The sequence below is a fragment of the Rhodoplanes roseus genome, assembly GCF_003258865.1.
GTDB lineage: Bacteria > Pseudomonadota > Alphaproteobacteria > Rhizobiales > Xanthobacteraceae > Rhodoplanes > Rhodoplanes roseus.
The window spans coordinates 1-11,961 of sequence record NZ_NPEX01000185.1; the positions used below are offsets into that span (position 1 = coordinate 1).

Consider the following 11,961-nt stretch of genomic DNA (forward strand, 5'->3'; position numbering starts at 1 on the left):
CCTCCCCCCTCCAGGGGGAGGTGAAGAAGGAGGCTCACTCCCCCTTTGCGCCGGCGGCGAGCCAAGCGGCGAGCAGCGCGCGCTCGTCGAGGGTCATCTCGGTGACGTTGCCGGGCGGCATCGCGTGGCTGCGCACCGCCTGCAGCTCGATCAGCCGGGCGTGGCGCCGGATGGTCTCCGGGTCGTCGAGCCGCAGATCCTTCGGGGCGTGGCCGATGCCGGCCCACACCGGCTCGGCGGCGTGGCACATGCTGCAGCGGGAGATCACCACATCGCCGACCTCGGCGAAGCGCGGCGCCGCCGGCAGCGCCCCACGGCTGGTCTCCCGCGGCCCCGCGGTCGACAGCCAGACGATCGCGGCGACCCCGGCCGCGGCGACCGCCCAGGTCCACCACGGGCTGCCCTTGCCGGCGTGCCGCGTGTTGTAGAAATGACGGATCACCGGGCCGATCAAGAGGACGATCGCGACCATCAGCCAGTTGTATTTCGTCGCGAAGACCAGCGGATAATGGTTCGACAGCATCAGGAAGACGACCGGCAGCGTCAGATAGTTGTTGTGCACCGAGCGCTGCTTGCCGATCTCGCCCCAATACGGGTCGGGTGCCCGACCCTCGATCAAGGTGGCCACGGTCTTCTTCTGGAAGGGAATGATGATGAGGAAGACGTTCGCCACCATGATGGTGCCGACCAGGGCGCCGATCTGGGTCAGCGCGCCGCGCCCCGAGAACACGTGCGTGAAGCCCCAGGTCAGCGCCACCAGGAACACGAAGCCGACCAGCGCCAGCGCCACCTCGTGCTTGCCCAGCGGCGAGCGGCACACGCCCTCGTAACCCAGCCACGCCACGACCAGGGTGCCGAACGCGAGCCCCGCCGCTTGCGGCACCGTGAGATCCAGCACGGCCTTGTCGATCAGGAAGAGGTCCGCCCCGAGATAGTAGACCACCACCAGGAGCCCGAAGCCGGACAGCCAGGTGGCGTAGGCCTCCCACTTGAACCAGGTCAGCTCGTCGGGCATCCGCGCGGGCGCCACCAGATACTTGACGATGTGATAGAAGCCGCCGCCGTGCACCTGCCACGCCTCGCCCTTGACCCCGTCGGGCAGGCCCGAGCGCGCATGCAGGCTGAGATCCAGGTGGATGAAGTAGAACGAGCTGCCGATCCAGGCCATCGCGGCGACCACATGCAGCCAGCGCAGCAACGCGGACGCCCATTCCGTCAGTACAAGCTCCAAGACCTGGACCTCTGATTCCGGGGGATTTGAGTGCCGGCACCATGGCAGAGGCGGGCCGGCGAGTTCAAGCCGATGGTACCGACGCAGTCCTGACCACGTTTTGAGCAGGTCGCTCACGGCGCGGGCGGTCTCCGGTTGTGTCGCGTTACGGAATTCTCCGTATGACGCGATTCTGATGTCCCGTCCGATCGATAGCCGAGGCCAGAGCCTTGGCATGCTCCTTGCGGCATCGCCCTCCGCCGGCCGCCCGGCCGCGCTCGACCACCCGATTTCGACACGCACGGATCCGGACCGCATCCGGACCCACAAGGAGTGACGATGCACGCAGCTCTTCGGAGGGGGGCCGGCCGGCTGGCCGGTCGCATGCTCGCCGCCGCGGTCGGCACCGCGCTGAGCCTCGCCGCCGTCCTGCCGGCGCAGGCGCAGGAGACCATCAAGGTCGGCATCCTGCATTCGCTCTCGGGCACCATGGCGATCAGCGAGACGACGCTGAAGGACGTCATGCTGATGCTGATCGAGGAGCAGAACAAGAAGGGCGGCCTGCTGGGCAAGAAGCTCGAGGCCGTGGTGGTCGACCCCGCGTCGAACTGGCCGCTGTTCGCCGAGAAGGCGCGCGAGCTGATCACCAAGGACAAGGTGTCGGTCGTGTTCGGCTGCTGGACCTCGGTGTCGCGGAAATCCGTCCTGCCGGTGTTCAAGGAGCTGAACTCGATCCTGTTCTATCCGGTGCAGTACGAGGGCGAGGAATCCGAGCGCAACGTGTTCTACACGGGCGCGGCGCCGAACCAGCAGGCGATCCCGGCCGTCGACTACCTGATGAAGGAGGAGAAGGTGCAGCGCTGGGTGCTCGAGGGCACCGACTACGTCTATCCGCGCACCACCAACAAGATCCTGGAGGCCTACCTCGTGTCCAAGGGCGTCAAGCCGGAGGACATCTCGATCAACTACACGCCGTTCGGCCACTCCGACTGGCAGACCCGGGTCGCCGAGATCAAGCGCTTCGGCTCGGCCGGCAAGAAGACCGCCGTCGTGTCGACCATCAACGGCGACGCCAACGTGCCGTTCTACAAGGAGCTCGGCAACCAGGGCGTCAAGGCGACCGACATCCCGGTGGTGGCGTTCTCGGTCGGCGAGGAGGAGCTCGCCGGCGTCGACACCAAGCCGCTGCTCGGCCACCTCGCCGCCTGGAACTACTTCCAGTCGATCGACACGCCGGACAACAAGGCCTTCATCGAGAAGTGGAAGGCCTTCACCAAGAACCCCAAGCGCGTCTCCAACGACCCGATGGAGGCGCACGTCGTCGGCTTCGCCATGTGGGTGAAGGCGGTCGAGAAGGCCGGCACCACCGATCCGGACAAGGTGATCGACGCGCTGCCCGGCACCACCGCGCCGAACCTCACCGGCGGCACCTCCGAGATGCTGCCCAATCATCACATCACCAAGCCGGTGTTCATCGGCGAGATCAAGGGCGACGGCCAGTTCGACGTGGTGTGGAAGACGGAAGGGCTGGTCCCCGGCGAGGCGTGGTCGAAGTATCTCGACGGCTCCAAGGATCTGGTCGCCGACTGGGTCAAGCTCAAATGCGGCAACTACAACAGCAAGACTCAGAAGTGCGGCGGGTGAGCTCGCGGATCGTCTGATTCGATCAAGGTGGCCGGCTGGCCTCGTTCCGTGCCGGCACCCCCCTCCCTGTCCCTCCCCCACAAGGGGGGAGGGAACCACGAAGGAAGGGCTCCTCTTCGTGACTCCGATCGACCCGGCCCAGGACGAGAGACGAGATCATTCGGGTGGCGTTGCCACACCCTGTTCCCTCCCCCCTGGTGGGGGAGGGATAGGGAGAGGGCGCCTGCGATCCGTCCTGACCGCGATGATCGCAGTCTTGTCGATGCTCTTCGTCGGTGTCTCCGCCGCCCGCGCCGACGCCTTCGACGACACGCTGCAGAAGTTTCTCACCGACTCCTATACGGACACCGAGGCGGGCGTGACGGCGCTCGGCGCGGGCGGCGATGTGCGGGCCTTCGCGGTGGTCAAGGCGCTGCAGGACGGCAGGCTGCTCGCCGATCCGGCCGCCCGTCGCGTGCTGATCGACGACGGCGGCGCCCTGAAGGACGCCGCCACCGGAGCGGTCGTCAGTCCCGCCCCGCCGCCGGCCGATCTCAAGCGCGTGCGGCTCAACAACCGGCTGCGCCGCGCCGTGGAGGCGGCGCTCGGCGCGCTGACGCTGCGGGCCCCCGATCCGGCCCGCCGGCTCGACGCGGCGCAGGCCGTGTTCAAGTCGCGCGACGCCGGTGCGCTGCCGGCCGTCGAGGCGGCGCTTTCCCAGGAAACGGATACCCGCGTGAAGTCCGCGCTCGCCATGGCGCGGGCCGCGATCCTGATCACCAGCCCCGACGCCCCCGAGGCGGCGCGCATCGAGGCGGTCGGGATGCTGCGCGAGCGCGGCGACCAGAGCGCGCTGGCGCTCCTCTCGGCGCTGCCGCCCGGCACGCCCGCCACGGTGCAGGGCGCTGCCGACAGCGCCGCGGCTGCGATCCGCAACCGTCTGCAGATCTGGGAGACGGCGCAGAACGCCTGGTACGGCGTCTCGCTCGGCTCGGTGCTGCTGCTCGCCGCCATCGGGCTCGCCATCACGTTCGGCGTGATGGGCGTGATCAACATGGCGCACGGCGAGATGGTGATGCTCGGCGCCTACACGACCTTCGTGGTGCAGGAGGCGATCCGCCAGAAGGCCTTCACGTTCGCCATTCCGGGCACCGGCATCGGGTTCTCGTTGCCGCTGCCGGCGGCGCTGACGCTCGACTGGTCGCTGCCGATCGCCGTGCCGCTCGCCTTCGTGGTCACCGGGATGGTCGGCATCCTGATCGAGAAGAGCGTCATCCGCTTCCTCTACGGCCGTCCGCTGGAGACCCTGCTCGCCACCTGGGGGATCTCGCTGATCCTGCAGCAGGCGGTGCGCACCGCCTTCGGGCCGACCAACAAGGAGGTCAGCAATCCGTCCTGGATGAGCGGGGCCTTCGAGCTCGGCCAGCTCTCCATCACCTACAACCGCCTGTGGATCGTCTGCTTCAGTCTCGCCACCTTCGCCATGCTGCTCGCCATGCTGCGGTGGACACGCCTCGGCCTGGAAATGCGCGCCGTCACCCAGAATCGCGGCATGGCGGCCTGCGTCGGCATCCGCACCGCGCGCATCGACGCGCTCACCTTCGGGCTCGGCTCCGGCATCGCCGGCATCGCCGGCGTCGCGCTGTCGCAGATCGACAACGTCTCGCCCAATCTGGGCCAGAGCTACATCATCGACTCGTTCATGGTGGTGGTGTTCGGCGGCGTCGGAAACCTGTGGGGCACGCTGGTCGGAGCCTTCACGCTCGGCATCGCCAACAAGTTCCTGGAGCCGTTCGCGGGCGCCGTGCTGGGCAAGATCGCCATCCTGGTGCTGATCATCCTGTTCATCCAGCGCCGCCCGCGCGGCCTCTTCGCGCTGAAGGGAAGGGCCGTGGAGGCATGAAAGCCGACGTCACAATCTCGGTCAGTCCGGGGCGCCGCGCAGCGGCGAGCCCGGAATCCATACACACGGACCGGGGTTATGGATTCCGGGCTCGCGGGCTTTCAGCCCGCGCCCCGGAATGACGGAGCTCTTCATGATCCCCCGCGCGCTCGACCGTGGCACGATCGTGTTTCTGGCGCTGCTCGGGGCCGTCGCGATCGCCGTTCCGCTCCTCAATCTCGCGCTCCCCGACTCCTCGCCCCTGCACGTGCCGACCTACCTGGTCTCGCTGTTCGGCAAATATGTCTGCTTCGCCCTGCTGGCGCTGTCGATCGACCTGATCTGGGGCTATTGCGGCATCCTCTCGCTCGGCCACGGGGCGTTCTTCGCGCTCGGCGGCTACGCCATGGGCATGTATCTGATGCGCCAGATCGGTGGCCGCGGCGTCTACGGCAATCCGCTGCTGCCCGACTTCATGGTGTTCCTGAACTGGAAGGAGCTGCCGCTCGCCTGGTGGGGCTTTTCCAGCTTTCCCTACGCCATGCTGATGGTCCTCGCGGTGCCGGGCCTGCTGGCGCTGGTGTTCGGCTGGTTCGCGTTCAGGAGCCGGGTGACGGGCGTCTACTTTTCCATCATCACCCAAGCCATGACGTTCGCGCTGCTGCTGGCTTTCTTCCGCAACGACTTCGGCTTCGGCGGCAACAACGGCCTCACCGACTTCAAGGACATCCTGGGATTCAACGTCCAGGCCGACGGCACCCGGGCGGCGCTGTTCGCGACCTCGTGCCTCGCGCTGATGCTCGGCTACGTGGTGTGCCGGATCCTGGTGGCGTCGAAGTTCGGCATGGTCCTGATCGCCATCCGCGACGCCGAGGCGCGGGCCCGGTTCCTCGGCTACCGGGTCGAGTCCTACAAGCTCGCGGTCTTCACCATCTCGGCCTGTATGGCGGGCGTCGCCGGTGCCCTCTACGTCCCGCAGGTCGGCATCATCAATCCCGGGGAGTTCTCGCCGGCCAACAGCATCGAGGCGGTGATCTGGGTGGCGGTCGGCGGGCGCGGGACGCTGGCCGGCGCCGTGATCGGGGCCGTGCTGGTCAACTACGCCAAGACGACCTTCACCAGTGGGGCGCTGGCGCCGTACTGGCTGTTCCTGCTCGGCGGCCTGTTCGTCGGCGTGACGCTGTGGCTGCCGCGCGGCATCGTCGGCACGATCGCGCATTGGCGGGCGGGACGTCGCATCACGGCGACGGAGGACGCGCCGGACCCGTCCGGTGCCGCCGTCGCGACCAAGCCGCAGGCGGCGGAGTAGGCCATGGATCTCCGCACCACTCCGGCGCTGCTCTATCTGGACGCCGTCAGCGTGTCGTTCGACGGCTTCAAGGCGCTGAACGGGCTCTCGCTCACCATCGCGCCCGGTGAGATGCGGGCCATCATCGGCCCCAACGGCGCCGGCAAGACCACCATGATGGACGTCATCACCGGCAAGACCCGGCCCGACGAGGGCGAGGTGCTGTTCGACGGCAGCCACGACCTCACCGCGCTCGACGAGGCCTCGATCGCGGTGCTCGGCATCGGGCGAAAATTCCAGAAGCCGACCGTGTTCGATTCCCACACGGTCGAGGACAATCTGCGCCTCGCGCTCGCCGGCGACCGCCGCGCCCGCACCGCCGTCGCCTGGCGCGAGACCGCCGCGGCGCGCGAACGCATGTCCTCCATCCTCGAGACCATCCGGCTGACGGCCGCACGATCGCGGCTGGCGGGAAACCTGTCGCATGGGCAGAAGCAGTGGCTGGAGATCGGCATGCTGCTGGCCCAGGATCCGAAGCTGCTGCTGGTCGACGAGCCGGTCGCCGGCATGACCGATGCCGAGACCCATCAGACGGCCGAGCTGCTGCGCACCATCAATGTCGAGAAGACCGTGGTGGTCGTCGAGCACGACATGACCTTCGTGCGCGCGCTGGGCGTCAAGGTCACGGTGCTGCACGAGGGCCGGGTGCTGGCCGAGGGCTCGATCGACCAGGTGTCCGAGAACGAGCGGGTGGTCGAGGTGTATCTGGGACGATGAGCATGGGCTTGGAGAGAAAGATCTCTGGTCGGGACCATCGTGCCGTGGATACCCCCCTCCCCAGCCCTCCCCCACAAGGGGGGAGGGAGCCGACTGCGGCATGCGGCATCTCCATTGTCGAATTGGGCTCGTGTTGGCTCGGTCAGGGCGGCATTGCGGTTCCAGCGTTCCCTCCTCCCTTGTGGGGGAGGGACAGGGAGGGGGGTGAGCGTCGTCGCAAGGCGATATTGGTCGGGTCGCTGCCATGCTGAACGTCCAGTCCATCGATCTCTACTACGGCGCGGCGCAGGCGTTGCGGGGCGTGAGCCTCCAGGCCGAGCCCGGCAAGGTGACGTGCGTGCTGGGACGGAACGGGGTGGGCAAGACCAGCCTGCTGCGCGCCATCGTGGGCCAGCACGCGGTGCGTGCGGGCGCCATCGAATGGGAAGGCAGCGACATCGCCGGCCTCGCGCCCGACCGGCGGGCGCGGCGCGGCATCGCCTATGTGCCGCAGGGACGCGAGATCTTCCCGCTCCTCACGGTTCAGGAGAACCTGGAGACGGCGTTCGCGGCGCTGCCGCGGCGCGAGCGCTCGATCCCGCCCGACGTGTTCAACCTGTTTCCGGTGCTCGCCGACATGCTGCGGCGCCGCGGCGGCGACCTCTCGGGCGGCCAGCAGCAGCAGCTCGCCATCGGCCGGGCCATGGTGATGCGGCCGCGGCTCCTCCTCCTCGACGAGCCGACCGAGGGCATCCAGCCGTCGATCATCAAGGACATCGGCCGGGCCATCGCCTATCTGCGCGACCTCGGCGGCATCGCCATCGTGCTGGTCGAGCAGTATCTCGACTTCGCCCGCGAACTCGGCGATCATTTCGCCGTCATGGATCGCGGCAGCGTCGTCTATGCGGCGAGCCGCGCCGATCTCGACGAGGGGGCCCTGCGCCGCGCGCTCGCGCTGTGAGGCGTCGGCCGCCGTCGCGGCAGGGGGAGCGGTGAGCGAGCAGGCGGGACCGCAGAACGAGACCTTCGCGGCCAACCGGGCGGCGGGGACGATCCGGCTCGGCGTGGGCCTGCGCGAGGGCGTCAGCCGTCGCACGCGCGTGTTCGAGCAGGGCTCGCTGCGGGTCCGCTTCCCGACCACGGCGCGGCCGTCACCCGACCTCGAGGCCGTCATCGTCAATACGGCCGGCGGCATCGCGGGCGGCGACACGGCCGACGTCGACATCGCCGTGGAGGACGGAGCGTCGCTGCGCGTCACCACCTCGTCGGCCGAGAAGGTCTATCGCTCGCCGGGTGCTGCCGCCACGATGGCGGTGCGCCTGAAGGTCGGCAGCGGGGCGAGCCTGGCCTGGATGCCGCGCGAGATGATCCTGTTCGACCGCGCCCGGCTGGAGCGCACCATCGAGATCGAGCTCGCCGAGAACGCCCGGCTGCTCCTGGCCGAGGCCGTGGTGTTCGGCCGCTCGGGCATGAACGAGGAGGTCCGGGAAGGCTGGTTCTCGGACCGCTGGCGGGTGCGCCGGGCCGGCCGGCTGGTCTATGCCGAGACGATCCGGCTCGACGGCGCCATCGCCGAGACGCTGCGCGAGCCGGCCGTGACCAATGGCGGCGTCGCCATCGCCATCATCCTGCTGATGCCGGCCGACGAGGCCTTCGTGGCGGCGCTGCGGGCCTGCGAGGGCCTGCGCGGCGAGGTCGGCGCATCGTCATGGAACGGTATCACGGCCGTGCGCTTCTGCGCTCCCGACGGCGAGAGCCTGCGGCACGATCTCATGACGGCGCTGACCGTGGCGCTCTCCGGTCCGCTGCCGCCGCTGTGGCTCAACTAGAACGAAACGGCTCTTCGATGCACCTCACACCGCGTGAAAAAGACAAGCTCCTCATCGCCACGGCCGCCATGGTGGCGCGCCGCCGGCTGGAGCGGGGCGTCAAGCTCAACCATCCGGAATCGGTGGCGCTGATTTCCGACTTCATCCTGGAGGGCGCCCGCGACGGCCGCACCGTCGCCGAGCTGATGTCGGCCGGCGCCACCGTGCTGACCCGCGCCCAGGTGATGGACGGCATCGCCGAGATGATCTCCGAGATCCAGGTCGAGGCGACGTTTCCGGACGGCACCAAGCTGGTCACCGTGCACGACCCGATCCGCTGAGCCATGGCTGGTCCGTCTCCCATCCGCGCGATCGTGACGGCCGGCGCGCTGGCCGCCGTGCTGTTCGCCGCGACGTCGCTGCGCGCCCACGATGCGCCGATCGAGACGACGCCGCCGGACGAGCGCGATTTCTGGATCTCGCTCGGCGCCCGGGTGCACGGCGGTTTCGGCTCGCTGATCGCGGCCGGCATCCGGATCGGCGACGATGCCCGCCAGAAGCTCGGCGCCGCGCCGCGCGAGCTCGACGTCACCTATTTCTCCAGCCCGGCCGCGCCGTGTCCCTGCATCGTCGACGGCGTGATGATCGCCACCCGCGCCTCGCCCGGCCAGGCGACCTTGCGGGTGTCCGACGCGCCGGCCGGCGAAAGCCTGTTCGGCCGCGTGGTCATCCGCCACAAGCCGAGCGGGCGGACGCTCGAATACGCCGTGCCGGACACGATCTGGCCGCGGCTGCGCGACATCAACAAGGAAACGACCGGAGCGCGGCGGTGGGATGCCGTGATGGCGATCTCGGCGGCCGAGATGATGACGGTGCGCGAGCTGCCGCTGGCTCCGCCGGCGCCCAAGCCCTGAAGGAGACGACCATGATCCCGGGCGAGATTCTGACCGCCGAGGGCGACATCACGCTCAATGCCGGCCGCAAGGCCGTCACCCTGACCGTGATGAACACCGGCGACCGGCCGATCCAGGTCGGCTCGCACTACCATTTCTTCGAGACCAATCCGGCCCTGACGTTCGACCGCCGCAAGGCGCGCGGACTGCGGCTCGACATCGCCGCCGGCACGGCGGTGCGGTTCGAGCCCGGCCAGTCGCGCGAGGTGACGCTGGTGCCGCTCGCCGGCAAGCGCACCGTCTACGGCTTCCGGCAGGACGTGATGGGGAAGCTTTAACCGACCGGGAGCGGCGCAGCCGTCGCGGCGCGAGACAGCAGGGAGGCCGTCATGCCCACCAGGCACTACACCGGCGGGTGTCAATGCGGCGCGGTGCGGTACGAGGTCGACGTCGACCTCGACCGCACCATCACGTGCAACTGCTCGCGCTGCCAGAAGCTCGGCGCGCTGTTGACGTTCGCCCCCGCATCCGCCTTCACGCTCGTCTCGGGCGAGGGTGCCACGACGGACTATCAGTTCAACAAGAAGACCATTCATCACCTGTTCTGCGCCACCTGCGGGATCGAGTCCTTCGCCCGCGGCGCGATGCCGGACGGCACCGCGATGGTCGCCATCAATGCCCGCTGTCTCGACGGCGTCGATCCGACGGCGCTGTCGCCGCAGGCCGTCGACGGCCGCAGCTTCTGATCAGAGGATCCCATGCCCGTCACCCTTTCGCGCGCCGCCTATGCCGGCATGTTCGGGCCCACCACGGGCGACCGGGTGCGGCTCGCCGATACCGACCTGATCATCGAGGTCGAGAAGGACTTCACCACCTATGGCGAGGAGGTGAAGTTCGGCGGCGGCAAGGTCATCCGCGACGGCATGGGCCAGAGCCAGCTCACCAACCGCCAGGGCGCGGTCGACACGGTGATCACCAACGCCCTGATCCTCGACCACTGGGGCATCGTGAAGGCCGATATCGGCATCAAGGAGGGCCGCATCGCCGCCATCGGCAAGGCCGGCAATCCCGACATCCAGCCGAACGTGACGATCGTCATCGGCCCCGGCACCGAGATCATCGCCGGCGAGGGAAAGATCCTCACCGCCGGCGGCTTCGACACCCACATCCATTTCATCTGCCCGCAGCAGGTCGAGGACGCGCTGATGTCCGGCGTCACCTCGCTTCTGGGCGGCGGCACCGGCCCGGCGGCCGGCACCAACGCCACCACCTGCACGCCGGGGCCGTGGCACATCGCCCGCATGATCCAGGCGGCCGACGCCTTCCCGGTCAATCTCGGCTTCGCCGGCAAGGGCAACGCCTCGCGCCCCGCGGCGCTGGAGGAGATGATCAAGGCCGGGGCCTGCGCGCTGAAGCTGCACGAGGACTGGGGCACGACTCCGGCCGCCATCGACTGCTGCCTGTCGGTCGCCGACGAGTTCGACGTGCAGGTGATGATCCACACCGACACGCTCAACGAGTCGGGCTTCGTCGAGGACACGATCGCGGCGTTCAAGGGGCGCACCATTCACGCCTTCCACACCGAGGGCGCCGGCGGCGGCCACGCGCCCGACATCATCAAGGTGGCGGGCCTGCCGAACGTCCTACCGTCGTCGACGAATCCCACGAGGCCGTTCACCAAAAACACCATCGACGAGCATCTCGACATGCTGATGGTGTGCCACCATCTCGACCCGTCGATCGCCGAGGATCTGGCCTTCGCCGAGAGCCGCATCCGCAAGGAGACCATCGCGGCCGAGGACATCCTGCACGACCTCGGCGCGCTCTCGATGATGTCGTCGGACTCGCAGGCGATGGGCCGCATCGGCGAGGTGATCATCCGCACCTGGCAGACCGCCGACAAGATGAAGAAGCAGCGCGGCCGGCTGAAGGGCGAGACCGGCGACAACGACAATCTGCGCGCCAAGCGCTACATCGCCAAGTACACGATCAATCCGGCCATCGCGCACGGCGTGTCGAAGCACATCGGCTCGGTCGAGAAGGGCAAGCTCGCCGACCTGGTGCTGTGGTCGCCCGCTTTCTTCGGCGTCAAGCCGGACTGCATCATCAAGGGCGGCTCGATCGTCGCGGCGCCGATGGGCGATCCCAACGCCTCGATCCCGACGCCGCAGCCGGTGCACTACCGGCCGATGTTCGCGGCCTTCGGCCGGTCGCTCACCGCCTCGTCCCTGGTGTTCGTCTCCAAGGCGGCGGTGCGCGCCGGCCTCGGCAAGAAGCTCGGCATCCAGAAGGAGCTCGTAGCCGTCGAGAAGACCCGAAAGATCGGCAAGAAGAGCATGATCCACAACGACGCCACGCCGCTTCTCGAGGTCGACCCCGAGACCTACGAGGTGCGCGCCGACGGCGAGCTGTTGACCTGTGCCCCCGCCGTCCGAGGCGGCGATCGACGAGGTGAAGAAGTATTTCAGCTCGAAGGTGCCGCGCGGCGTCGCCATGTACTT

11 protein-coding genes and 2 pseudogenes are annotated in these 11,961 nt (G+C 68.6%); 11 read left to right on the forward strand and 2 right to left on the reverse strand.

Features of this window, described 5'->3' with window-relative positions; all coding sequences use genetic code 11:
• Positions 1-34 precede the first annotated feature (34 nt).
• Complete coding sequence (locus CH341_RS21540; protein ID WP_170149745.1) at positions 35-1,231, reverse strand: urate hydroxylase PuuD; 1,197 nt, start codon at positions 1,229-1,231, stop codon at positions 35-37.
• Between the two features lie 318 nt (positions 1,232-1,549).
• Between CH341_RS21540 and urtA the strand changes: the two genes are divergently transcribed.
• The 11 genes and pseudogenes from urtA to ureC all read left to right on the forward strand — a co-directional run.
• On the forward strand, positions 1,550-2,854 hold the full coding sequence (urtA, locus tag CH341_RS21545; RefSeq protein ID WP_111421036.1) for an urea ABC transporter substrate-binding protein: 1,305 nt from the start codon (positions 1,550-1,552) through the stop codon (positions 2,852-2,854).
• Between the two features lie 262 nt (positions 2,855-3,116).
• Positions 3,117-4,736 carry an urea ABC transporter permease subunit UrtB gene (urtB, locus tag CH341_RS21550; RefSeq protein ID WP_111421047.1) on the forward strand — a complete coding sequence of 540 codons (1,620 nt, stop codon included), beginning with the start codon at positions 3,117-3,119 and terminating at the stop codon, positions 4,734-4,736.
• A 133-nt stretch (positions 4,737-4,869) separates the two neighbouring features.
• On the forward strand, positions 4,870-6,024 hold the full coding sequence (gene urtC / locus CH341_RS21555) for an urea ABC transporter permease subunit UrtC (RefSeq protein WP_425376202.1): 1,155 nt from the start codon (positions 4,870-4,872) through the stop codon (positions 6,022-6,024).
• Between the two features lie 3 nt (positions 6,025-6,027).
• Positions 6,028-6,780 (forward strand): urea ABC transporter ATP-binding protein UrtD, encoded by a 753-nt coding sequence (gene urtD / locus CH341_RS21560; RefSeq protein ID WP_111421038.1) that lies wholly within the window; start codon positions 6,028-6,030, stop codon positions 6,778-6,780.
• Positions 6,781-7,024: 244 nt separating this feature from the next.
• Positions 7,025-7,720 carry an urea ABC transporter ATP-binding subunit UrtE gene (gene urtE / locus CH341_RS21565; protein WP_111421039.1) on the forward strand — a complete coding sequence of 232 codons (696 nt, stop codon included), beginning with the start codon at positions 7,025-7,027 and terminating at the stop codon, positions 7,718-7,720.
• Positions 7,721-7,751: 31 nt separating this feature from the next.
• Complete coding sequence (locus CH341_RS21570; protein ID WP_245431178.1) at positions 7,752-8,588, forward strand: urease accessory protein UreD; 837 nt, start codon at positions 7,752-7,754, stop codon at positions 8,586-8,588.
• A 17-nt stretch (positions 8,589-8,605) separates the two neighbouring features.
• Positions 8,606-8,908, forward strand: coding sequence for an urease subunit gamma (locus tag CH341_RS21575; protein WP_111421041.1), 303 nt, complete (start codon positions 8,606-8,608; stop codon positions 8,906-8,908).
• A gap of 3 nt (positions 8,909-8,911) precedes the next feature.
• The gene (locus CH341_RS21580; protein WP_111421042.1) at positions 8,912-9,481 is read left to right on the forward strand and encodes a formylmethanofuran dehydrogenase subunit E family protein; all 570 of its coding nucleotides are present in this window, start codon (positions 8,912-8,914) and stop codon (positions 9,479-9,481) included.
• A gap of 11 nt (positions 9,482-9,492) precedes the next feature.
• The gene (locus CH341_RS21585; RefSeq protein WP_111421043.1) at positions 9,493-9,798 is read left to right on the forward strand and encodes an urease subunit beta; all 306 of its coding nucleotides are present in this window, start codon (positions 9,493-9,495) and stop codon (positions 9,796-9,798) included.
• Between the two features lie 51 nt (positions 9,799-9,849).
• Complete coding sequence (locus CH341_RS21590) at positions 9,850-10,206, forward strand: GFA family protein (protein ID WP_111421044.1); 357 nt, start codon at positions 9,850-9,852, stop codon at positions 10,204-10,206.
• Between the two features lie 12 nt (positions 10,207-10,218).
• Positions 10,219-11,889 (forward strand): annotated as a pseudogene (ureC, locus tag CH341_RS21595) (urease subunit alpha); the annotation flags it as partial.
• Here ureC and CH341_RS35990 read toward each other — a convergent pair.
• Positions 11,842-11,955: pseudogene (locus tag CH341_RS35990) on the reverse strand (RNA polymerase factor sigma-54); the annotation flags it as partial. The pseudogenes ureC and CH341_RS35990 overlap by 48 nt on opposite strands.
• Positions 11,956-11,961: the final 6 nt, after the last annotated feature.